We start from the raw sequence: 22,744 nt of genomic DNA on the forward strand, positions 1-22,744 counted from the left end.
CCCATGAGCCGCAAACAGCAACTGCTCAAGCGTCACCGGCGTAACAAACGCATTGGCCTGCTGGTCACCTTGTTCGGGTTGATTGGCGTCGGTGTGCTGGTGGCCTGGTGGCTGCCGCTGCTGCTGGCGGTCCTGGCCTGGGTCGGCCATGAGGCGTGGTTGGCCGATCACCTGTTTTATTCCCCCGGGGACGACTACCAGTACAGTTTCCCGCCGTTCACCCCACAACCCAAGGTGCGCCTGGACGCAGGCCGGCTGTTGCTGGACGACAGCGTGATCCTGGGCGACGACACCACGCTGATCCTGGCGCTGCGGGTCAAAAGTACGTGGCTGGGGCGCTTCATCGACCCCGTGGTGGAGCTGGCCGGTGGCGACAATCCCGACCGACAAACCTTCGAGCGCGGTGTGAACGGCCTGCGCTATCTCAATCTCAGTGGCCAGGCCCAGGCGTTGTCCCAGGGCCAACTGCGCTTGCGCGCGCGGTTCTGTCGATTGCTCGGTGAGCCGGTGCTGTGGTCGATCGAGCAACCGGACTACCGCCGCCAGCGCGTGATGGTGATTGCGCCCCACGCCGACGATGCCGAACTGGCCGCGTTTGGCCTGTACAGTCAGGCATCCGAGGCCTGGATCGTGACCCTGACCGCCGGGGAAATCGAAGCCGAACACTATCAACAGATGGGCCTGGACAAGGTCCAGGCGTCGCGGCTCAAGGGCCGCCTGCGGGCATGGGACAGCATCGCCGTGCCGCGCTGGGCCGGCGTGCCCCCGGAACACTGCGTGCAACTGGGTTACTTCTGCCTGCAGTTGCCGGCCATGCAGGCTGCGCCGAACCAACCTGTCGCGTCGCGCGAAGCCGAGATGCTCGATATCCGCCCGTTCCGCCAGCTCAATCCGTTCCTGTTGCCGGCGGATCACGATGGCCAGCCGACTTGGAACAACCTCCTGGCGGACCTGCGCGCGCTACTGCTCAAGGCGCGCCCCGAGGTGATCGTGTTGCCAAGCCCCGCCCTCGATCCGCACCCTGACCATATCTGCGCGCAGCAAGCGGTGCTGGAGGCCCTGAACGGCCTGGCGTGGCAGCCGACGACACTGCTCGGCTATGCGAACCACCTGCATGACAATGATCGCTGGCCCATGGGTGACTCGGGGGCCGGGATCGCCCTGCCGCCGATGTTTGACTCGGCGCAGGCGATGCAGCCGTATTGTCTGACCCTGTCGCTGGAGCAGCAACGGGACAAGGCCATGGCCCTGGGGATGATGCACGACCTGCAGCCGCGGGCGCCGCTCAAGCGTCGCGTGCGCCGGTGCTTGCAGCGCCTGTTGGCGGGGCGTCGGCGTTCGCCGTATGGCGAGAACGAGTTCTTCCGCAAGGCGGTACGCCGGCACGAACTGTTCTGGCGTTTGTAACTGGATATGGATAGCTGTATTCAAATTGAATCAGCACGTTAAGCTCTGCGTTTTTTTCAAGTGCCCGGTGCGTAAAGGACAACGATGAAGGTTCTATTTCTGGTGCAGAAAGAACAGCGGGCCATTCTGGACCGCTTGTATGACGGTGTGGCCGCGCATTGCGACTGCGACCTGCGCTGGCTCAGCAGTGATGAGCAGCGCAACCTGCGGCGCTACTTTCGACGTGAAGTCGATGTGTCGCGCTACGACCGCATCGTGTTCTTCCTGCGCTTCAAGCAGGAAATCCGCCAGGTGAGCTTCATCCGCACGATCCCCAACCTGGTGATCCTCGAACACGACGCCTACCAGAACTACATCCCCTGCAAGTACACCGGCAAGTTCAGCGCGCACTATCGCCGTTTGCCGTGGGCGCGGGTCATCAGTTCGGGTTTTGTGGTCAGCCAGCGCTTGCGCGAGGAAGGCTTCGACGCGGTATTCGTGCCCAAGGGCTATGATCAGAGTTTGCTGCAGGATCAAGGGCGCGAGCGCGATATCGAACTGGCGTTCGTCGGCAGCACCAACAGCGTGGCCTACAGTGGTCGCAAGGCGTTGCTGGATGAGTTGGCGAGTGTCGAGCCGTTGGTGGTCACCCGCACCAAGTCGGGGGACGAGTACTGCGACACGCTCAACCGCATTCGCTTTTTCGTCAGTGCCGACGTTGGCATGGGCGAGTTCATGATCAAGAACTTCGAGGCGATGGCCTGTGGCTGTGTGCTGCTGGCTTTCGATCAGGGCGAGGCAGAGAGTCAGGCGCTGGGGCTCAAGGATATGCACAACATAGTGTTTTATCGCGACATTGCCCACTTGCAGGAAAAGCTGGCAAGGTTGCGCGCAGAGCCGGAGCTTGCCTTGAGCATTGCCCGTAACGGCCGGGACCTGGCGGTCAGCCAGTTCAGTTTTGCCCGGGTCGGCGAACGGATTGTCCAAGAGTTGCAACCGGCGCTTCGCCCGCGTGCACCCTTGAGCCTGATCGAACGGCTACGCCTGAAACTGGGCATTTGAGGGACGTGACCCAAGATTGAAAGCACTTGAAATGATCACCGACCAGTACCCGACCCGACCAGGGTTTATCAGCGCTATCCGCCGTGACGACAAAAGGCTGGGTGCTCAATGACTATCCTCAATGTCATGTGGTCCTCGGGCCCGGCCTTTGCCTCGGTCCACAAGGTTCATCGCCAGGTGCTGGAGCAGGTGGACGGCGCAACGCCGATCAAGACCTGGTTGTTGCAGGGGAATGCCGATGGCGGTGCGGCGATCGGTGAGACCCGGATGTGGCATCTGACCTCCAGCAAGCTCAAGGGCAAGCATGTGTGGGGCTTGTTGCGCTCGCGAATGCAGGCGCGGTTTTATCAGGCCCTCAATGACAGCGGGGCGCAGGTCGTGCTGCTCGATGGCCTGGGCGCCGCTCGCGCATTGTTGCCGGAACTCAAGAAACTGCCGCAGGTGCGGGCCGTCGTGCTGTTTCACGGGGAAACCCGGTTCAGGGCGCCGGATCGCGCGTTGTTTGCGCAGTTCAGTGCCGCGCAACTGATGGTGGCGGCGGTCTCCCAGACCTTGGCCGACAGGCTGGTCGCCGACCTGCAGGTGCCGGTGCTCACGCTGGGTTGTGCGCTGGACCCGGTGGCCTCGCGCAGCCGCCTGCTGACGCGCGAGCAGGCCCGCACACGCCTGCAACTGCCACTCGATGACACGCCAGTGGTCGGCGCCGTGGGGCGCCTGGTCAATGGCAAGGGCTTTGCCTGCTTGATCGATGCGTTTGCCAAGGCGTTGACCGAGCACCCGCGCCTGCAACTGGTGATTCTCGGTGAGGGTCAGGCACGCCCGGCGCTGCAGGCGCAGATCCAGCGGCTCGGTTTGCACGGCAAGGTGCTGCTGCCAGGGTATCTGGACGATGCGGCCAATTTGTACCGGGCGTTCGATTGGGTGGCGATTCCCTCGATTGAGGAAGGCCTGGGCCTGGCGCTGCAGGAAGCGGTGCTGGCCGGTGTGCCGGTGTTGTGCAGCGAGTTGGCGGTGTTCCGCGAGCAGTTGGGCGAGGCGGGGCGCTATGTGGCGATGGCCGATGCCCACGCCTGGCACGCGGCGCTGGTGCAGGCACTGCACGCCGCTCCCGAGCCGGTCGCGCTGGCGCAATACGCGGCGCTGTCGCCGGACAGCGCGTGGCGTTCATTCAGCCAGGCTGCCCGGGAGCTGTTGTCATGCCGGCAGTAGGGATTGTGCCAATGCCTGTATCGGAAAGCTCTCGTTCAGGTGCTCGCGATCAATATAGCGCGCGAAGTGTTGCAGGTTGCGTTTGACCAGGTACGAGGGCAGGGGGCCGCGCACGAAGCGCATGTCCGCCACATCGATCAGCCCGTACTGGTTGTCGGGGGTGATGACGATGTTGCCCAGGTGCAGCGAGCGGAAGTAGACGCCGGCGCTGTGCAGTTGGCGGATGAAGGTGCTCAGTGCCGGCAAGGCCTGGTTCCAGTCGAAACCGTCCTGCTTGGCGATCTGGCGCAGGGTTTCACCCGGCAGCGGACGGTAGAGCACGGCGGTCATGCCCGGCGTTTGCAGTTGATAGAGCTGCAGGGTGTGCAGGGTCGGGATGCCCAGCTTTTCGAGTTGCACGGCGTTGTCGATAAAGCGTTTCGAGTAAGGACGTAGCAAGGCCGAGGAAAACAGGCGCTTGCGGCGAAACAGTTTAAGGATGTTCCCGTCCGATAGAAGGAAGACTTTCGGGCCGAAGCTGTCGGCTTCTAGTACCCTTGCGCCTTCAACCATTTGATTTAATGCGGCTTGGGGCAGCCGGGAGCATTGCATGTAGGAAGCCTTGTTAGAAATGGGGCGTATTGACCGGCAATGATGCCGAAAAGTGAATGCTTTCACCATGCCATATTTGGTCGATGGATTACTCGCAGGAGCAAGTAGATGCAGGAAACACGTTGGGCAAGGGTCTGGATGGCGACAGGTCTATTGTGGTTTTTGCTGGCCATCGCATTTGCTCCCTCGAACAAGGTGTATCAGCAAGGGTTGGTTGCGTTTCTCTGGTTGCCGACATTGCTCCTGGTCTGGCCGGCCCGGGCCCGGATGCTTGAGCTGTGGAACGGGCAGCGCCTGCTGTGCCTGGCGGTGCTGGGCCTGGGGACCTGGGCGATGATCTCGTTGCTCTGGACCCATGATGACGACGCCGGCCGAGGCGCCAAGCGCGCGCTGTACATCATCGTGTTCTTGCTGTTCTTTCCGATCCTGGCCAATGCCCGTCCCGAGCGCGTCATCCGCTTGATGCAGTGGGGTGGCCTGGGTTTGGCGCTGGCCGCGCTGGTGGCAATCATCAAATTCTATGGGGTCGACGGCAATCTGTGGACGGCCCGGCTCCGAGGCGTGGGCGAACTGGACCACCCGATTCTCGGTGGTTACGTCCTCGGGGTGGCGGCGGTCTGGTTGGCGCACTGGATACCGCGCCACCGTTTGTTACAGGCGGTGTGGGTCGTGGCGCTGGCGCTGCTCGCCGGCTTTGTCGTGCTGTCGCAAAGTCGGGGCGCGGCGCTGGCACTGCTGTTGACGGCTGTCGCCATGCCGATCTGGTGCCGCCACCGTCACAGCCGCCTGATCGCGGCGTCCGCGCTGATGCTGGCGATGGTGGCGTTCTGGTTGTTTGAACCGTTGGTCATGGCCCGGGGCACTTCGTTCCGGCCACAGATCCTGATGGCGAGCCTGCAGATGATTGCCGAGCATCCGATTCAAGGCCTGGGCCTGGGGTCTGCCTACACGGTGGTGGCCGACAACACTCATTTCGACCATTCGCACAACCTGTTCACCCACATCGCCATCGAACTCGGGGTGCCGGGGATGTTGCTCTGGTGCCTGGCCTGGCTGGCGGTGCTGATGGGCGCCTGGCGTGCCCGGGAGACCCTGTATGGGCAAGGTGTGATGGGGATCTGGATGTTCTCGCTACTGGCCATGCAGTTCGATGCCGCCAGTATCAGTGGCAGCCCGCGAGCCGAGTGGTTTATCAGTTGGCTACCGGTAGGCTTGGCCAGCGTTTTGGTATGGACACAGGCCAAATACACAGCCTGTGATAAAATTCCGCGTTCTACCTAAGAAGTGAGCTCGACGATGAGTGCAGCACCGCCCAAAGCGGAACAGGATTCAAGCCTGAAGATCTACTTTCGACTGCTGGGGTATGTGAAACCCTACGTGGGCATTTTCCTGTTGAGTATCGTGGGCTTCATCATCTTTGCCTCCACTCAGCCGATGCTCGCCGGCATTCTCAAGTACTTCGTCGACGGCTTGAGCGATCCCGAGGCAGTGCTGTTCCCCAATGTTCCCTACTTGCAGGACCTGCAACTGCTGGTCGCCGTGCCGTTGCTGATCATCCTGATCGCGGCATGGCAGGGGTTGGGTTCGTTCCTGAGTAACTACTACCTGGCCAAGGTTTCCCTGGGCCTGGTACACGACCTGCGCGTCGAGTTGTTCAACAAGCTGCTGGTGCTGCCCAACCGCTACTTCGATACCCACAATTCGGGTCACCTGATTTCCCGTATCACCTTCAACGTGACCATGGTCACGGGTGCCGCCACCGATGCAATCAAGGTGGTGATTCGCGAAGGCCTGACCGTGGTGTTCCTGTTCGCCTACCTGATCTGGATGAACTGGAAGTTGACCCTGGTGATGCTGGCGATCCTGCCGGTGATCTCCTTCATGGTCGGCAACACCAGCAAGAAATTCCGCAAGCAGAGCAAGCGTATCCAGGTGGCGATGGGGGACGTGACCCACGTCGCCTCCGAGACCATCCAGGGCTATCGCGTGGTGCGCAGCTTCGGCGGCGAAGCCTACGAGGAAAAGCGTTTCGCCAAGGCCAGCCAGAGCAACACCGATAAGCAACTGCGCATGACCCGCACCAGCGCCATCTACACCCCGGCGCTGCAACTGGTGATCTACACCGCGATGGCGGCGTTGATGTTCCTGGTGCTGTACCTGCGTGGCGATGCGACGGCCGGTGACCTGGTGGCCTACATCACGGCGGCGGGCCTGCTGCCCAAGCCGATCCGCCAGCTGTCGGAAGTCAGCTCGACCATCCAGAAGGGCGTCGCGGGTGCCGAAAGCATCTTCGAGCAACTGGACGTCGAGCCGGAAGTCGACAACGGCACCGTGGAGCGCGAGCGCGTCAGCGGTCGCCTGGACGTGCAGAACCTGAGCTTCACCTACCCCGGCACCGACCGCGAAGTGCTCAAGGACATCAGCTTCAGCGCAACGCCTGGGCAGATGATTGCCCTCGTTGGGCGCTCCGGCAGCGGCAAGTCGACACTGGCCAGCCTGATCCCTCGTTTCTACCACCACGAAAGCGGCAAGATCCTGCTCGATGACGTGGAAATCGAAGAGTACCGCCTGCGCAACTTGCGCAAGCACGTCGCCCAGGTCACGCAGCACGTCACCCTGTTCAATGACACCGTGGCCAACAACATTGCCTACGGCGACCTGGCGGGCGCACCGCGTGCGGACATCGAGAAAGCGGCCGAAGATGCCTACGCGATGGACTTCATTGCCGAGCTGCCGCAAGGCCTGGACACCGAAGTCGGCGAGAATGGCGTGCTGCTCTCCGGTGGCCAGCGCCAGCGCCTGGCGATTGCCCGGGCCCTGTTGAAGAACGCGCCGCTGCTGATCCTCGATGAGGCGACCTCGGCCCTGGACACCGAGTCCGAGCGCCATATCCAGGCCGCCCTGGACAAAGTCATGAAGGGCCGCACCACGCTGGTCATCGCCCACCGCCTGTCGACCATCGAGAAGGCCGACATGATCCTGGTGATGGACCACGGTGAGATTGTCGAGCGCGGCACCCATGCCGAGTTGTTGGCGCAGGGCGGCTACTACTCGCGCCTGCACGCCATGGGCCTGGATGAACCAGCGCGGGTCGGCATCACCTGATCACCTGTGCCGGGTGGGCTTCGCTCACCCGGCCAGGCGCCACGGATGTGCAATGCATTCGGGGGTTTTTGTTTAAAAAACAACCAATTTAACGACGTGATACAGCCCCGATGAAGCGGTAGAACGAGGCTGCGCCAACCCTGTGCTAATATCGCGCCCCTGTTCATTTTGTATGTGGGTTGCACCATGAAGTTGTCCATGCCGCGATTCGATCAAGCCACTGTCTTGGTGGTCGGCGATGTCATGCTCGACCGTTATTGGCATGGTGGTACCTCACGGATTTCTCCTGAGGCCCCGGTGCCGGTGGTCAAGGTCGATCAAATCGAAGACCGCCCGGGCGGTGCCGCCAACGTGGCGTTGAACATTGCTGCCCTGGGCGCACCCGCGACCCTGGTGGGCGTGACCGGCGACGACGAAGCCGCCGACAGCCTGTGCAACAGCCTGCAAGGTGCCGGTGTGCGGGCGTGGTTCCAGCGCATCAAGCATCAACCGACCATCGTCAAGCTGCGGGTCATGAGCCGGCACCAGCAACTGCTGCGGATCGACTTCGAAGAACCGTTCGCCACTGACGCCCTGGCGCTGGGCGCCGAGGTCGATGGCCTGTTGGACGGCGTCAAGGTGTTGGTGTTGTCCGACTACGGCAAGGGCGCGCTGAAGAACCATCAGGCGCTGATCCAGGCCGCCCGCAGCCGTGGCATTCCGGTGCTGGCCGACCCCAAGGGCAAGGACTTCTCGATCTATCGCGGCGCCAGCCTGATCACCCCGAACCTCAACGAGTTCGAAACCATCGTCGGTGGCTGCATCGATGAGCACGACCTGGTGAGCAAGGGCGCCAAACTGATGCACGAGCTGGATCTCGGCGCGCTGCTGGTAACCCGTGGCGAACACGGCATGACCTTGCTGCGCCCGGATCATCCGGCGTTGCACCTGCCAGCGCGGGCCCGCGAAGTGTTCGACGTGACCGGTGCCGGTGACACGGTGATTTCGACCCTGGCGGCAGCGATTGCCGCTGGCGAAGAGCTGCCCCACGCCGTGGCCCTGGCCAACCTGGCGGCGAGCATCGTGGTGGGCAAGCTGGGGACGGCGTCCATCAGCGCCCCGGAACTGCGTCGCGCGATCCAGCGTGAGGAAGGCTCCGAGCGCGGTGTACTGGGCCTTGAGCAACTGCTGCTGGCCGTCGACGATGCCCGTGCGCATAACGAGTCGATCGTGTTCACCAACGGTTGCTTCGACATCCTCCATGCCGGCCACGTGACCTACCTTGAGCAGGCGCGGGCCCAGGGCGATCGCTTGATCGTCGCGGTCAACGACGATGCCTCGGTCAGCCGCTTGAAAGGCCCGGGGCGTCCGATCAACAGCGTCGACCGGCGCATGGCGGTATTGGCAGGCCTGGGCGCTGTCGACTGGGTGATCAGCTTCCCGGAGGGCACCCCGGAAAACCTGTTGTCACAGATCAAGCCGGACGTACTGGTCAAGGGCGGGGACTACGGGATCGACCAAGTGGTCGGCGCCGACATCGTCAGCGCCTACGGCGGCACCGTGAAGGTGCTGGGGCTGGTGGAAAACAGCTCGACCACGGCCATCGTCGAGAAGATCCGCAAGACCGACAAAGCCCAGTAACCCCACAACACTCATCTGTGGGAGTGAGCCTGCTCGCTCCCACAGTGGTGTTGTGTGGGGTTCAGGGCCGACTTATCCCCCAGCCTTACCCGGCACCATTTTCTTCAGCAACTGCCTGGCCTTGCCGGTCAAGCGGCTCAAGCCCGAGGGCGTTTGCGCCGGGCTCAGGCCTTGCTGGACCAGCCAATCCTTCCAGCGAATCCGCTCATCGCGCACCAGCCAGCCTTCCTGCCGGGCAAAACTCTCGGCCAGGTACAGGCCGCGCGTGCTCGCGGGGTACAACTGATCCTTCTTGAGGGTGAACAGCTGTGGCAGTGGCTGGCCATTTTCCAGCGGCATCAGGTACAAGTCCGGGCGCTTGCGGTCCAGGCGTGCGACCAGTTGATCCCCCTCCAGGCGTTCATCGACGTGAAACAGGCTTAGGGACAAGGCCTGCTTGGGCACGTCCAGGCGCAAGTCATAGATCAACTGCAAGGAGGCCGTGGGCAGGTGCACATAGGCGCGTGGGCGCTCGATCAATGGCAGGTTGGCGCAGCGTACCGGGCGGGCGGCGCCGGACTCGGGCGTCAGGCGAAACGGCATGGCCTCGCGGTAATGCAGGGCACTGGCATAGGGCGCCGGCAGCCAGGTGTCGTTGAAGCGTCCGCCGAGCCAGCCTTCCGGGGTCTCCAGCAGGCATTCCTCGGCGATCTCCTGGATGGCGGTGTGCAGCGGCAGGTTCAGTTCGTGGGCCGGTACGTAGCCGGAAATCAACTTCAGCACCACATCGCCCCGGTCCTGGCGGCGCTGGCGCACCAGCACCCAGTAGTCACGGCCTTGCCAATGCAGGGTCAGGCGGACCGAGACGCCAAGGTTGGCCAGTTCCAGGGCAAAGTGCTCCGGGTTGGTCACGGTGACTGGCCGCCGGCGCTGCAGGGTCTGGGAAAAATTCAGCGGCATGCCGACGCTCTGATAGCTCAGGCCTTCGGGCGTTGCTTCGACGTACAGCGGCAGGGTTTTGAAGTTGCTGGGGTTCTTTCTGATCAGCGTTCGCGGCATGTCAGCTCCTTCTGGCGTCGGGATCAGCCGCCGGGCCGGCTGTTCATCGACTGGCTAGGACTTGAGCAACGGTCGCCACATTGTGGGCGAGGTGCAGCGCATTGATGGTGCCGACAATAGCACTGGCGACGCCCGGTTGGGCAAACAACAACTCGAAGCTGGCGCGTACCGGGTCCACCCCGGGACTCAGGCACACGTGGCCGCTGGCCAGGGCTTTTTTCACCAGGATGGCTTTGCCGTGGGCAGCAGCGTAGTCGATGACCGGCCGCTCGGCTTGTTCGTTGAGGTTGTAGGTGACCATGGCGCAGTCGCCTTGCTCCAGGGCTTTCAAACCGCCGTCGACGGTCTTGCCGGAAAAGCCGAAGCCGCGGATCTTGCCTTCGTCCTTGAGTGCGGCGAGGGTCTGGTAGACCTCGCAGTCGTTGAGGATTGCCAGGTCGTTGCCGTCCGAGTGCACCAGCACCAGGTCGATGAAGTCGGTTTCCAGGCGTTGCAGGCTGCGCTCGATGGAGAACCGTGTGTGCGCGGCGCTGAAGTCGTGGCGCGACTGGCCGTTGTCGAACTCTTCGCCGACCTTGCTGACAATCACCCAGTCCTGGCGTTGACCGCGCAGCAGCGGGCCAAGGCGTTCTTCGCTGCGGCCATAGGCGGGAGCCGTGTCGATCAGGTTGATGCCCAGCTCGCGGGTCAGCGTGAGCAGCCTGCGCGCTTCATCGTCATCGGGGATCTGGAAACCGTTGGGGTACTTCACCCCTTGGTCGCGGCCCAGCTTCACCGTGCCCAGGCCCAGGGGCGAGACCCGCAGGCCAGTGCTGCCCAGGGGGCGATGCAGGTCGTGCAGCGTGGCGTGGCTCATGGCAGCAGTTGCTCCCAGGCCGGCACGCCCAGCGGTGGTTTGGGCAGGTCCGGCAGGGGCGCGGGATGGCTCGGCTGGATGCCATCACGTTCCAGGGCGGCCAGCACCCGGTCGGCAAAGTCGGGGGCCAGCGCCAGTTTGGTCGGCCAGCCGACCAGCAGGCGATCCTGTTCGGCGAGGAAGGCGTTGTCCGGGCGGCTCAGGCCCGACTGCAGGGGTTCGGCGCGATCAACCCGCAACGTCGCCCACTGCGCCTGGCTGAGGTCGACCCACGGCAGCAGGTTGCCCAGTTCTTTCTGGGCCGTGGCGATTTGTGCTTCGGGGGTGCGGGCCACGCCTTCTGCCTCGGCGATGTCACCGCCCAGGTACCAGACCCATTGGCCATCGGCCGCGGGGTGGGTGGTCACGGTGATGCGCGGCTTTGGTCCGCCGCCCAGGCAATGGGCGTACAGCGGCTTGAGGCTGGGGCCCTTGACCAGCACCATGTGCAGCGGTCGGGTTTGCATGGCCGGCTGGCTCAGGCCCAGGGTGGCGAGCAACTCGGCATTGCCGGCGCCGGCGCTGAGGACGATGCGCTGGGCGCGGATCTCACGCCCGTCGACCCGCAGGCCTACCAGCTCGTCGTTCTCCAGCAGCGGCTCGATGGTTTGCCCGGCCAGCAGGCCGTCGCCGGCGAGGGTGGCCAGGCGTTCGATCAGGCTGGGCACGTCGATGACCAACTCGGCCAGGCGATAGACCTTGCCCTTGAAGCGTTTGTCTTGCAGGGCCGGCGGCAATTGCTCGCCCTTGACCTGGTCGACTCGGCCGCGCACGGCCTTGCTGGCGAAGAAGCTGGTGAGGTTGCCGGCCAGGGTGCCGGGGGACCAGAGGTAGTGGGCTTCGGACAGCAGGCGGACGCCGGACAGGTCCAGTTCACCGTCGCCAGCGATGGCTTCGCGCCAGCGGCGCGGCATGTCGGCAATGGCTTCCGAGGCGCCGGTCAGGGCGCCGTGCAGTGCGTATTTGGCGCCGCCGTGGATGATGCCCTGGGACTTTACGCTTTGCCCGCCGCCGAGGGTCGCTTGTTCTACCAGGACGGTGGCAAACCCCAGGCGCCGCAGGCGTGCGTTGAGCCAGAGGCCGGCGACACCGGCGCCGACGATCAAGATGTCGGTGGAGATAACGGATGACATGGGGCGACCTCTGCGTTCAAGACTAGGGACGCAGTATACAGACTGGAGGATCGCAGGTTTTGCTGGCGATCAAGTGTGGTTGCAACGAGGATCGTGGGGGTGGGGGTTGTGGGAGCGAGACCGGCTTGCCGGCGATGGCGGGTGGTGTGCATATCCGTTGCTGCGGGTGTGGCGGCTGGTGGTTCCGCCCTTACGGCGGGTCACTTTTTCAAACGCCAAAAAGTAACCAAAAGGCTTTGCCCCGAGCGTCCGGCCCCTCGCTTAGGCTCGGGGTTCCTTCGCTACGGTCTCCCTCTGGGGGCATTGCCCTCCGGTTGGCTTCGCTGCACCTCCATGCAATGTGTTCGACTGCGTCGAACGGCGCTGTGCGCCAGTCCCCAGAGGGATACCTCCGCTCAGCCTGCCGATGGGGCGGGTGGATCAAAAGCCAGATCAAGATCAAGAGCGGCAGGCGAGCTAACGCTCGGCCTGTTGAGTGGTGAAGGCGGAGTGGGGTGGCTGGGAGTTTGGGGGTGACTTTGCTTTTGGTGGGAGCGGGCTTGCTCGCGAAGACGTCGGCACATTCACACTCAATGCCTGCTGGCAGATTGCTCTCGCCGGCAAGCCGCTCTCGCGCCCACTGAGGTGCTGTGGGCCTGGTGCTCAGTGCCCGGCTGTTTTGGAGAACAGCTGAATCACCACCACCCCGAGCACGATCAAGCCCATGCCGAGTATGGCTGGCAGGTCGAGTTTCTGGCCGTAGATGAACAGCGCGGCGATGCTGACCATGACGATGCCCAGGCCGGCCCAGATGGCGTAGGTCACACCCACCGGGATGGTGCGCACCACCAGCGTCAGCATCCAGAAGGCGATGCCGTAGCCGATGATGATCAGCGCCAGGGGAATCGGCGTGCTCAGGCCTTTGACCGCTTTCATCGATACGGTGGCAATCACTTCGGCGCAGATGGCGATAGCCAGGTAGTAGTAAGCGTTCATGGGTCAATCCTCGTGTGAACGGTCTCTTTCTTGGGTCGGCATTTTAGCGGTTCCCTAGATGGGGTAAAGTCATTACCTATCCGATTTTAAGATGGGTTGGGCGATGACTATTCAGTGGAACCTGGAGCAGATGCAGTTGTTCGTCAGCGTTGCCGAGCAGCGTTCGTTTTCGGCGGTGGCGCGTGATCAGCGCAAGGCGCAATCAGCCGTCAGTAACGCGATTGCGCTGTTGGAGGCGGATCTGGGGGTGAGTCTGTTCGAGCGCAGTAGCGGCCGCCAACCGCGCCTGACCGAAGCCGGCAGTGCCTTGCTGGAGCAGGCGCGGGAGGTGCTGCGTCAGTGCGAGCGCCTCAATGGGCGGGCGCGGGCGTTGATGCAGGGGCAGGAGGCGCGCCTGCGTCTGGCCCAGGATGAGGCGATGCCCTACCAGCCGGTGCTCGATAGCCTGCAGGCACTGGCCGAGCAATTCCCCAGCCTGGAGGTGCAATTGGCGAGCGCGGCCCAGGGCGATGTGGCCCGCAAGCTGGTGGAGCGCCAGGCCGACCTGGGACTGCTGTTCTATCACGAGCACATTCCCGAAGCCCTGGAGCGGCGGGTACTGGGCAGTGTCGAGATGGTTACCGTCTGCGGTGTCGGTCATCCGCTGGCGGCGGGCGGGGCGGTGGATTGCCAGCAACTGGCCCAGCATCGGCAGTTGCTGATGGCCACGCACTCCAGCGTCTACCCCGGCAGCGAGCAGGCCAGCCCGCAAGTCTGGCGCGCCGACAGTTTCTACGTGTTGGCCGAATGGGTGATGCGCGGTCTGGGGTGGGGCTGGCTGCCGCGGCATGTGGTGCAGTACCCGGCGTACCAGGGGCAGATGGTCGAATTGGTCAGTGAATGGACCCCGCCGGCGCTGGTGGTGGAGTTGGTCTGGCGCCGCGACGAGACCCTGGGGCCGGCCGCGCGGTGGTTGGCCGAACGTTTTGCCGAGCAGTTGCAGGCCACCGGCTGAAAAAGCCGATAAACTCCGCCGCCATGAATAGAACTCTGTACACCGCGCTGTTTTACCTGGGGCTGCCACTGGTAGCGATCCGCCTGTGGCTGCGTTCGCGCAAGGCACCGGCCTACGCCAAGCGCATTGGCGAGCGTTTCTCCCTCGGTTTGCCGGTGATGAAAACCGGCGGCATCTGGGTGCACGCGGTGTCGGTGGGCGAGAGCATCGCTGCCGCACCGATGATCCGCGCCTTGCTGGTGCGGTATCCGCAACTGCCGATCACCGTGACCTGCATGACCCCCACCGGTTCGGAGCGGATTCACGCCTTGTTCGCCGATGAACCGCGCATCCAGCACTGTTACCTGCCCTACGATTTGCCCTGCGCGGCGGCGCGGTTTCTTGAGCGGGTCCAGCCGACGCTGGCGGTGATCATGGAGACCGAGCTGTGGCCCAACCATATTCACCAGTGCGCCAAGCGCGGTATCCCGGTGGCGCTGGCCAATGCCCGGCTCTCCGAGCGTTCAGCCAAGGGCTATGGCCGCTTCCCTAAGCTGACCCGGCCGATGCTGGCCGAGATGAGTTGGTTCGCGGTGCAGACCGAGGCCGAAGCCGAGCGCTTCCGGCAATTGGGCGCGCGGCCGGAAACGGTGGAAGTGACCGGCTCGATCAAGTTCGACCTGACGGTCGACCCGCACCTGCTGCAGCGCGCCGCTGAGTTGCGCGAGCACTGGCAGGCGGTGGTGCGTCCGGTGTGGATCGCCGCGAGTACCCATGATGGCGAGGACGAGGTGGTGCTGGCGGCCCATCGGCAGTTGCTCGCCAGCCACCCGGACGCATTGCTGATCCTGGTGCCGCGTCATCCCGAGCGTTTCAATGCGGTGTTCGAGTTGTGCCAGCAGCAGGGCTTCAGCACTGTCCGGCGTTCCAGCGGCGCGCCGGTCAACGCCGATACCGCGGTGCTGCTGGGCGACACCATGGGCGAGTTGCTGTTTCTCTACGCCTTGGCCGACAGCGCGTTCGTCGGCGGCAGCCTGGTGCCCAATGGCGGCCACAACCTGTTGGAGCCGGCAGCGCTGGCCAAGCCGGTGATCTGCGGGCCGCACCTGTTCAACTTCCTGGAGATCGCCGCGCAATTGCGCAGTGCCGGGGCGTTGGTCGAGGTCGATGATGCGTCGGGGCTGGCCGTTGAGGTGCAGCGCCTGTTCGAGTTGCCACGCGATGCCCAGCGCATGGCCGAGGCGGGATTGAAGGTGATGCGCACCAACCAGGGCGCGTTGCAGCGTTTGCTGGATGGGTTGGGAAGACTGATCGATAAGTCCTGAACCACCGCTAACACTTGTGGGCGCGAGGCCGGCTTGCCGGCGAAAGCGCTGGATCAGCCAACATCGATGTCGACTGATACGGCCGCTTCGCGAGCAAGCCCGCTCCCACAGGTTTTTGGCTGTTACCTCAAGGCCGCGCCTTGAGTTGCTCCGCTGCGGCCTTGGCCAGGTCCGGTGGCAGGAAGTCCTTGTCCGGGTTGTAGTCGGCCTTGAGGTAGCGCTTGAGGTCTTGCAGGTCGCCCGGGCTCAGGGTGCCGGCGACTTGCTTCAGGCTCAGGTTGTCGAGGATGTAGTCGTAGCGGCTGTTGTTGTAGTTGCGCACCGAGGTGTACAGCTGGCGCTGGGCGTCGAGCACGTCGACGATGTTGCGCGTCCCGACCTGATAGCCGATTTCCGTGGCTTCCACGGCGCTCTGGTTGGAGATGATCGACTGGCGGCGCGCTTGCACCTGCTCGACGTCACTGTTCACCGCGCGGTGCAGGTCGCGGGTGTTCTGCACCACCTGGCGGCGCAGCGACTCACGCTGCTGCTCGTTCTGGTCGAGCTGGGAATAGGACTGGCGCACTTGCGAGCTGGTCAGCCCGCCGCTGTAGATCGGGATGTTCAACTGCAGGCCAATGGTGCTCTGCGAGACGCTGCCGCTGTAGGCCTGGGGCAGTAAGTTGGGGTTCGCGAACCCCATCGCATCGTTGTCGCCGACCTTGTACTGGGCCACCGCATCGAGGGTCGGGGCGTGCCCGGCCTTGCGTTGCTTGAGGGTCTCTTCGGCGGCGCTGACCGCGTAGTTGCTGGCCAGCAGGTTGAGGTTCTGCTGGGACGCGGTGTCGACCCAGGCCTTGGCGTCGTTCGGCGACGGCGGCAGGATCGGCAGGGTGTGCACGATGCCCTGGATCGAGTTGTACTGGCGGTTGGTCAGGGTGATCAGCGCTTCGAAGGCGTTATCCACCTGCTGCTGGGCGAGGATCCGGTTGGCCCGCGCCGTGTCGTAGCTGGCTTGCGATTGCAGCACGTCGGTCTTGTCCGACAGACCGACATCGAAGCGCTCGTTGGACTGGTCCAACTGGCGCTTGAACGCCGCTTCCTCGGCCTTGGTCGAGGCCAGGTTGTCCTGGCTGCGCAGCACGTTGAAGTAGGTCTGGGCGGTCTGCAGGATCAGGTTCTGCTCGGTGGCCGAGAGTTGCAGCGCCGCTTGTTCGTTGATGTCCTTGGCGGCCTGGTACTGGAACCAGCGGTCGGCGCGAAACAGTGGCTGGGCCAGGGTCGCCTGATAGAAATGCGCGCTGCGGTTGGCGATGGCCGACGGTGTATCGATGTCGGTGCGCACGTTGGCCATTTCGGCACTGCCCGACAGGTTGGGCAGCAGGCCGGCGCGCGCCTGGGGCACGACTTCCTTTTGCGCGCCATATTGGGCGCGGGCGGCGGCCAGGTCGGCGTTGTTGTCGACCGCTTCCTGATAGACGCTGACCAGGTCGGTCTTGGTCGACAGGGTCACGTTTTCGGCCCAGGCCATTCCATTGACGGCACATGACACAGCGAGCGCCAAGGTGAGTTTTCGCAGCATGAGCCAATCCCTAGAAATGAAAGTACGACGATAATTCAAGCGCCCAAACTTACGGCGCAAGCCCTACAGCGTCAAGGCACAGTGCTGGCATGCGAGTGTAGTAGGGCGAGTCCGGGGCAACAAACCGACGTTTGCGCCATTCATCACGCTGATTGCACCGGGGTTGGCGTTCCAGGTCGGTTATGTCTAGACTGGCGCCGTTCTTGTCGGGGTGCCTTGCTATGAGGCTGAGATCGAATAATTTCGGATCCCGTTGAACCTGATCAGGTTAGCGCCTGCGTAGGGAACAAGATTTCTCGTCACCCGGCGAGTCCTCTTGTGCTTCGTCCGGGATTTTTTTGTCGTTCGACCATCGAACGCCCGAGTGACGATGCACAGCACCAGTCCTGGTGCGTCCGTGCCTCTCAGGTTCTGCTCCGACAATCCACTGCCTGGATGCTGTCTGGAGAGCCCGTGATGACCACAACACTAAAAAATGCGCCCCACCTGAGTGAATCGGCCAAGGTCGATCAACAATCGGTGCAGCCCTTTACCCGCTCGCAAAAGATTTATGTCCAGGGTTCGCGCCCGGACATCCGCGTGCCGATGCGCGAAATCAGCCTGGACGTGACCCCGACCGACTTCGGCGGCGAAATCAATGCACCCGTGGTGGTCTACGACACCTCCGGCCCCTACACCGACCCCAACGTCATCATCGACGTGCGCAAAGGCCTGGGCGATGTGCGTTCGTCGTGGATCGACGCCCGTGGCGACACCGAGCGCCTGGCGGGCCTGAGTTCCAACTTCGGCCAGGAACGCCTGGCCGACGCCGAGCTGACCAAGCTGCGCTTTGCCCACGTCAACAACCCGCGCCGGGCCAAGGCCGGGGCCAACGTCAGCCAGATGCACTACGCGCGCCAAGGCATCATCACCGCCGAGATGGAATACGTGGCCATCCGCGAGAACATGAAGCTGGAAGTGGCCCGCGCCGCCGGCCTGTTGGACCAGCAACACGCCGGCCACAGCTTTGGCGCCAGCGTGCCGAAGATCATCACCCCCGAATTCGTGCGTGACGAGATCGCCCGGGGCCGCGCCATCATCCCGGCCAACATCAACCACACCGAACTGGAGCCGATGATCATCGGCCGTAACTTCCTGGTGAAGATCAACGGCAACATCGGCAACAGCGCCCTGGGTTCGTCCATCGAAGAAGAAGTGGCGAAGCTGACGTGGGGCATTCGCTGGGGCTCGGACACGGTCATGGACCTGTCCACCGGCAAGCACATCCATGAAACCCGCGAGTGGATCATCCGCAACTCGCCCGTGCCGATTGGCACCGTGCCGATCTACCAGGCCCTGGAAAAGGTCGGCGGCGCGGCCGAAGACCTGACCTGGGAGCTGTTCCGCGACACCCTGATCGAACAGGCCGAGCAGGGCGTGGACTACTTCACCATCCATGCCGGCGTGTTGTTGCGCTACGTGCCGCTGACCGCCAAGCGCGTGACCGGGATCGTTTCCCGTGGCGGCTCGATCATGGCCAAGTGGTGCCTGGCGCACCACAAGGAAAACTTCCTCTACACCCACTTCGAAGACATCTGCGAAATCATGAAGGCCTACGACGTCAGCTTCTCGCTGGGCGATGGCCTGCGTCCTGGCTCGATTGCCGACGCCAACGACGCGGCGCAGTTCGGTGAGTTGGAGACCCTCGGCGAGTTGACCAAGATCGCCTGGAAGCACGACGTGCAATGCATGATCGAAGGCCCGGGCCACGTGCCGATGCAATTGATCAAAGAGAACATGGACAAGCAGCTCGAATGCTGCGACGAGGCGCCGTTCTACACCCTCGGCCCGCTGACCACCGACATCGCGCCGGGCTACGACCACATCACCTCGGGCATCGGAGCGGCCATGATCGGCTGGTTCGGCTGCGCCATGCTCTGCTACGTGACGCCCAAGGAACACCTGGGCTTGCCGAACAAGGATGACGTGAAGACCGGGATCATCACCTACAAGATCGCCGCCCACGCCGCCGACCTCGCCAAGGGCCACCCGGGCGCGCAGATCCGCGACAACGCCTTGAGCAAGGCGCGGTTCGAGTTCCGCTGGGAAGACCAGTTCAACCTCGGCCTGGACCCGGACACCGCGCGCGCCTATCACGACGAAACCCTGCCCAAGGACTCGGCCAAGGTCGCGCACTTCTGCTCCATGTGCGGGCCGAAGTTCTGCTCGATGAAGATCACCCAGGAAGTCCGTGAGTACGCGGCCAACCAGCGCATCGAAGCGGTCGACGTGGACGTCGCCCAAGGCCTGGCCGAACAGGCCGAGCGCTTCAGGCAGGAAGGTAGCCAGTTGTACAAGAAGGTTTGATCTGACCCGGGACGGCGGTGCTTGCACTGCCGTCTTCGCGAGCAGGCTCGCTCCCACAGGGGATTGGTGAGCGCCACAGATCCCTTGTGGGAGCGAGCCTGCTCGCGATAGCGATCAAAAAAACAACACATGCCCCTCTGAGATAACCCCCTTGAGCATTCAACCCAGCACCTATTCCCCCGACATCGCCGTGCCCGCCGACAAGCGTGTGTTCGGCGGTCGTGACTTGTTTTCTTTGTGGTTCTCCCTGGGCATCGGCCTGATGGTGTTGCAGACCGGCGCGTTGCTTGCGCCGGGCCTGGGCCTGTCGGGGTCGTTGCTGGCGATCTTCCTCGGCACCCTGGTGGGCGTCCTGCTGCTGGCCTGCGTGGGCGTGATCGGCAGCGACACCGGCCTGTCGGCCATGGCCGCGCTCAAGCTCAGCCTGGGTAAACACGGCGCGAGCGTGCCCGCGCTGTTGAACCTGCTGCAACTGATCGGCTGGGGCTCGTTCGAAATCATCGTGATGCGCGATGCGGCCAGCGTGTTGGGGGCCCGGGCCTTCAGCGAAGGCAGCCTGGGCGCCAACCCAATGCTGTGGACGCTATTTTTCGGGGCCCTGGCAACCTTGCTGGCGGTCAGCGGACCGTTGACCTTCGTGCGTCAGATCCTGCGCAAGTGGGGCATCTGGCTGCTGCTGGCGGCGTGCATCTGGCTGACCTGGAACCTGTTCGCCAAGGCTGACCTGGGCGCGTTGTGGGCCCAGGCCGGCGATGGTTCGATGCCGTTCGCCGTGGGCTTTGACATCGCCATCGCCATGCCGCTGTCGTGGCTGCCGCTGATCGCCGACTACTCGCGCTTCGGCAAGCGGGCCAAGAACGTGTTCGGCGGTACGGCGCTGGGCTTCTTCATCGGTAACTTCTGGTTGATGAGCCTGGGCGTGGCCTACACCCTGGCGTTCGCCCCGAGCGGTGAAGTCAACGCCTTGCTGCTGGCGCTGGCCGGCGCGGGCCTGGGGATTCCCCTGCTGCTGATCCTGCTCGACGAGTCGGAAAACGCCTTTGCCGACATTCACTCGGCGGCGGTGTCCACCTCGATGCTGACGCGCCTGAAAGTCGAACACCTGGCCCTGGCCATTGGCGTGCTCTGCACCCTGATCGCCCTGCTGGCGCCGTTGGCCCAGTACCAGAACTTCCTGCTGCTGATTGGCTCGGTGTTCGCCCCGCTGTTCGGCGTGGTGCTGGTGGATCACTTCATCCTGCGCCAGCGCAGCGCCCAGGTGGCATCGGCGGCGTTGCGTTGGCCGGCCCTGTTGGCGTGGTTGGGTGGGGTCAGCACCTATCACCTGTTGGCCAACCTCTATCCGGAGCTGGGTGCCACCCTGCCGGCACTGGTGGTGGCAGGGTTGCTGCAACTGCTGCTGGGTCGCGTATTCAGCGTTGCTCGGGCACCCACTCGGGCTTGATCTGGCCCTTGAGGCGAGCGTAGGGGATGGTGATCTCGACCAGCCCCTGCGATTTCGGCCCGATGGTCTCCAGGTTGTATTTGAGCACCACCCCGGCGCGCGTCAAGGCGACGTTCGGGGTCTTCTGGAAGGGCCAGGTTTTGATAAAGTCCGGGTCGCGGTCCAGCTTCGAATTGATCAGCCAACTGTTATGGGCGACCTGCACGGTCTTCCAGAAGGCCACGTCCTGCCCTGGCAACAGCATGTCGCCCAGGGTCAGTTCCTTTTGCAATGACCGCGAATAGTTGATGAAACCGCGCCCCGGTATACCGCTGGAGCCGCCGGTGTCCAGGTAGCTCGACACTTCGATGAGCACCAGGTCGTCATGTTGTTCACGTACCTTGGCTTGCAGGTACAGGCTGTTGCGCTGCGCCGGGTCCTTGAGGAACTGTTCGCGCAAGGCCTTGAGCGACGGCGGCAGCGGTGCACCCGCAACGGTACGGCCCATCTGCAACAGGCGTTGCTCGACGAGGCGATCCAGTACCGGCTCGGAAGGAAAATGTACGGTGTCGATATTGACCAGCGGGCAGTCGGCGGTGTGACACCCGGGCTGAATCTGTTCCGAGGCATCGGCGGTCAATGGCAGTGGAGGCTTGGCGCCGGACAGGCTCTGGCAGGCCCCGAGGGTGAGAGCGATACAGGCCACGGAGGCGATTTTCAGGAGTGACATGGGCGTCCTTCATGGAGCGATGAGGGGCAAAAGTTACCGGCTTCGACTGCCTGCGCGGCGGTCAGTTCGCACTAAGCTAATTAGAGAGCTTAACAGCCTTGCCGTCTATCCCGCTGTCGGCAAAGGGGCTGCATCAAAGGCTGCGGGCGAGTTAGGATGGCGCGAAGTCGAGGTCCCAACCTCGTAACGAACCTGCGGTAGACGAGGATTGAGATGACAGACTTTGCCAAAGCGACCCCGACCGCCGTCGACGTCGTGCGCCGGGATACCTGCCACAAGGGCTTCTACCAACTGGACCGCGTGCACCTGCGCCATGAGCTGTTCGGCGGTGGCATGAGCCGTGAAATCAGCCGCGAATTGTTCGTGCGCCACGATGCGGTGTGCCTGCTGCCTTACGACCCGGTGCGCGATGAAGTGGTGCTGATCGAGCAGTTTCGCGTCGGCGCGCTGGGCAAGGTCGATCCGCCGTGGCTGATCGAGCTGGTCGCCGGTCTGATCGACAAGGACGAGCAGCCAGAAGAAGTTGCTCATCGCGAAGCGCAGGAGGAAGCTGGACTGGCGATCACCGCGCTGTGGCCGATGCTCAATTACTTTCCATCGCCCGGCGCCAGTACCGAATATGTGTACTTGTACCTGGGGCGCTGTGACAGCAGCGGGGCGGGTGGGCTGCACGGACTGGTGGAGGAAGCGGAAGACATTCGCGTCACGGTCTGGGACTACGAAGAAGCCCTGCAGGGTGTGCGTGATGGGCGGATTTCCAACGCGGCGAGCATCATTGCCTTGCAATGGCTGGCTTTGAACCGCGTTGAAGTGAGGGGGCTATGGTCGTAAACAAACAACGCGACCGTTATCGGGTCGACCTGGTCGGGCTGCAAAGTGCGTGCGAAGCCAACTATGCGCGCCTGTTGCGCTTGTTGCCGGACATGCGCCATGACCCCGCAGCGCGGCGCATTGCCGTGACCCAGGGTGAGCAAATGCTCGGGGTGCTGACCCTGGAAGTGCTGATGGCCTGCCCCTACACCACCACCTTGCGCGTCGGCCAGGAGCACAGTCTGCCGTGGCTGCCGGTGCCGCAACTGGAGGTGCAGGTCTATCACGATGCGCGCATGGCCGAGGTTGTCAGTGCCCAGCATGCACGACGTTTTCGCAGCATCTATCCTTACCCCAACGCCTTGATGCACCAGCCCGACGAGAAGGCCCAGCTCAATGTGTTCCTGGGTGAATGGCTGAGCCATTGCCTGGCATGCGGGCATGAGTACGAGGCTGTGCGCTAGATGTGAACTGGATCCGGTTCCAGGCTTTGTTCTTTCACGGTTGCCCAGCATAATCGCGCCATTCATCCAATTGTCCTGATTGAGCCTTGGGAGAACGC

At 63.4% G+C, this 22,744-nt stretch carries 19 protein-coding genes and 1 riboswitch; of the genes, 12 read left to right on the forward strand and 7 right to left on the reverse strand.

All coding sequences use genetic code 11. The features are described 5' to 3' along the window. The first annotated feature begins 3 nt into the window (after window positions 1–3). The 3 genes from BMW74_RS11050 to BMW74_RS11060 all read left to right on the forward strand — a co-directional run bounded on the left by BMW74_RS11050 (window position 4) and on the right by BMW74_RS11060 (window position 3,657). Window positions 4–1,407 (forward strand): PIG-L deacetylase family protein, encoded by a 1,404-nt coding sequence (locus BMW74_RS11050; RefSeq protein ID WP_093418688.1) that lies wholly within the window; start codon window positions 4–6, stop codon window positions 1,405–1,407. An 84-nt stretch (window positions 1,408–1,491) separates the two neighbouring features. Further along, window positions 1,492–2,448, forward strand: coding sequence for a glycosyltransferase family protein (locus BMW74_RS11055; protein WP_093418691.1), 957 nt, complete (start codon window positions 1,492–1,494; stop codon window positions 2,446–2,448). Between the two features lie 108 nt (window positions 2,449–2,556). Beyond that, the gene (locus tag BMW74_RS11060) at window positions 2,557–3,657 is read left to right on the forward strand and encodes a glycosyltransferase (RefSeq protein WP_093418694.1); all 1,101 of its coding nucleotides are present in this window, start codon (window positions 2,557–2,559) and stop codon (window positions 3,655–3,657) included. Here the strand turns inward: BMW74_RS11060 and BMW74_RS11065 are convergent. After that, window positions 3,643–4,248: a BUD32 family EKC/KEOPS complex subunit gene (locus BMW74_RS11065; protein ID WP_093418697.1), complete on the reverse strand. Its 606-nt coding sequence runs from the start codon at window positions 4,246–4,248 to the stop codon at window positions 3,643–3,645. The two genes, BMW74_RS11060 and BMW74_RS11065, sit on opposite strands and share 15 nt — an antisense overlap. A 108-nt stretch (window positions 4,249–4,356) precedes the next feature. Between BMW74_RS11065 and BMW74_RS11070 the strand changes: the two genes are divergently transcribed. The 3 genes from BMW74_RS11070 (at window position 4,357) to hldE (ending at window position 8,973) form a co-directional block, all read left to right on the forward strand. After that, window positions 4,357–5,529 carry an O-antigen ligase family protein gene (locus tag BMW74_RS11070; RefSeq protein ID WP_093418700.1) on the forward strand — a complete coding sequence of 391 codons (1,173 nt, stop codon included), beginning with the start codon at window positions 4,357–4,359 and terminating at the stop codon, window positions 5,527–5,529. Between the two features lie 15 nt (window positions 5,530–5,544). Next, the gene (gene msbA / locus BMW74_RS11075; RefSeq protein ID WP_093418703.1) at window positions 5,545–7,353 is read left to right on the forward strand and encodes a lipid A export permease/ATP-binding protein MsbA; all 1,809 of its coding nucleotides are present in this window, start codon (window positions 5,545–5,547) and stop codon (window positions 7,351–7,353) included. A gap of 186 nt (window positions 7,354–7,539) precedes the next feature. Continuing rightward, a complete protein-coding gene (gene hldE / locus BMW74_RS11080) occupies window positions 7,540–8,973 on the forward strand; it encodes a bifunctional D-glycero-beta-D-manno-heptose-7-phosphate kinase/D-glycero-beta-D-manno-heptose 1-phosphate adenylyltransferase HldE (RefSeq protein ID WP_093418706.1) in 1,434 nt (477 codons plus the stop codon). Window positions 8,974–9,045: 72 nt separating this feature from the next. On the opposite strand, the gene BMW74_RS11085 is transcribed toward hldE, so the two are convergent. From BMW74_RS11085 to BMW74_RS11100, 4 genes are all read right to left on the reverse strand, one after another. Continuing rightward, entirely contained in the window at window positions 9,046–10,011 is a 966-nt protein-coding gene (locus BMW74_RS11085; protein WP_093418709.1) for a metal ABC transporter ATPase, read from the reverse strand. A 43-nt stretch (window positions 10,012–10,054) separates the two neighbouring features. Then, window positions 10,055–10,867, reverse strand: coding sequence for an aldo/keto reductase (locus tag BMW74_RS11090; protein ID WP_093418712.1), 813 nt, complete (start codon window positions 10,865–10,867; stop codon window positions 10,055–10,057). Next, window positions 10,864–12,039 (reverse strand): NAD(P)/FAD-dependent oxidoreductase, encoded by a 1,176-nt coding sequence (locus BMW74_RS11095; RefSeq protein WP_093418716.1) that lies wholly within the window; start codon window positions 12,037–12,039, stop codon window positions 10,864–10,866. Before BMW74_RS11095 ends, BMW74_RS11090 begins: the two co-directional genes overlap by 4 nt. Before the next feature lie 642 nt (window positions 12,040–12,681). Further along, entirely contained in the window at window positions 12,682–13,014 is a 333-nt protein-coding gene (locus BMW74_RS11100; RefSeq protein ID WP_093418719.1) for a DMT family transporter, read from the reverse strand. A gap of 103 nt (window positions 13,015–13,117) precedes the next feature. On the opposite strand from BMW74_RS11100, the gene BMW74_RS11105 reads away from it, so the two are divergent. Together BMW74_RS11105 and waaA are read left to right on the forward strand one after the other, a co-directional pair. Further along, on the forward strand, window positions 13,118–14,008 hold the full coding sequence (locus tag BMW74_RS11105) for a LysR family transcriptional regulator (protein WP_093418723.1): 891 nt from the start codon (window positions 13,118–13,120) through the stop codon (window positions 14,006–14,008). Between the two features lie 23 nt (window positions 14,009–14,031). Then, on the forward strand, window positions 14,032–15,312 hold the full coding sequence (gene waaA / locus BMW74_RS11110) for a lipid IV(A) 3-deoxy-D-manno-octulosonic acid transferase (RefSeq protein ID WP_093418728.1): 1,281 nt from the start codon (window positions 14,032–14,034) through the stop codon (window positions 15,310–15,312). 127 nt (window positions 15,313–15,439) lie between these two features. On the opposite strand, the gene BMW74_RS11115 is transcribed toward waaA, so the two are convergent. Next, window positions 15,440–16,873, reverse strand: coding sequence for a TolC family outer membrane protein (locus BMW74_RS11115; protein WP_093418732.1), 1,434 nt, complete (start codon window positions 16,871–16,873; stop codon window positions 15,440–15,442). Between the two features lie 197 nt (window positions 16,874–17,070). After that, window positions 17,071–17,176: riboswitch (TPP riboswitch) on the forward strand. A 153-nt stretch (window positions 17,177–17,329) separates the two neighbouring features. Here BMW74_RS11115 and thiC point away from each other — a divergent pair. Both thiC and cytX read left to right on the forward strand, forming a co-directional pair. Next, window positions 17,330–19,219, forward strand: a complete 1,890-nt coding sequence (gene thiC, locus BMW74_RS11120; RefSeq protein ID WP_093418738.1) for a phosphomethylpyrimidine synthase ThiC — start codon at window positions 17,330–17,332, stop codon at window positions 19,217–19,219. 151 nt (window positions 19,220–19,370) lie between these two features. Then, complete coding sequence (gene cytX / locus BMW74_RS11125) at window positions 19,371–20,663, forward strand: putative hydroxymethylpyrimidine transporter CytX (protein ID WP_093418745.1); 1,293 nt, start codon at window positions 19,371–19,373, stop codon at window positions 20,661–20,663. Here the strand turns inward: cytX and BMW74_RS11130 are convergent. Beyond that, on the reverse strand, window positions 20,632–21,372 hold the full coding sequence (locus BMW74_RS11130; RefSeq protein ID WP_093418750.1) for an RsiV family protein: 741 nt from the start codon (window positions 21,370–21,372) through the stop codon (window positions 20,632–20,634). The two genes, cytX and BMW74_RS11130, sit on opposite strands and share 32 nt — an antisense overlap. Window positions 21,373–21,585: 213 nt before the next feature. On the opposite strand from BMW74_RS11130, the gene BMW74_RS11135 reads away from it, so the two are divergent. Together BMW74_RS11135 and BMW74_RS11140 are read left to right on the forward strand one after the other, a co-directional pair. Further along, window positions 21,586–22,203 (forward strand): NUDIX domain-containing protein, encoded by a 618-nt coding sequence (locus tag BMW74_RS11135; RefSeq protein WP_093418755.1) that lies wholly within the window; start codon window positions 21,586–21,588, stop codon window positions 22,201–22,203. After that, the gene (locus BMW74_RS11140; RefSeq protein ID WP_093418759.1) at window positions 22,194–22,646 is read left to right on the forward strand and encodes a DUF1249 domain-containing protein; all 453 of its coding nucleotides are present in this window, start codon (window positions 22,194–22,196) and stop codon (window positions 22,644–22,646) included. Before BMW74_RS11135 ends, BMW74_RS11140 begins: the two co-directional genes overlap by 10 nt. Window positions 22,647–22,744: the final 98 nt, after the last annotated feature.

It is taken from the genome of Pseudomonas sp. ok272 (genome assembly GCF_900109995.1).
Classification (GTDB): Bacteria; Pseudomonadota; Gammaproteobacteria; order Pseudomonadales; family Pseudomonadaceae; genus Aquipseudomonas.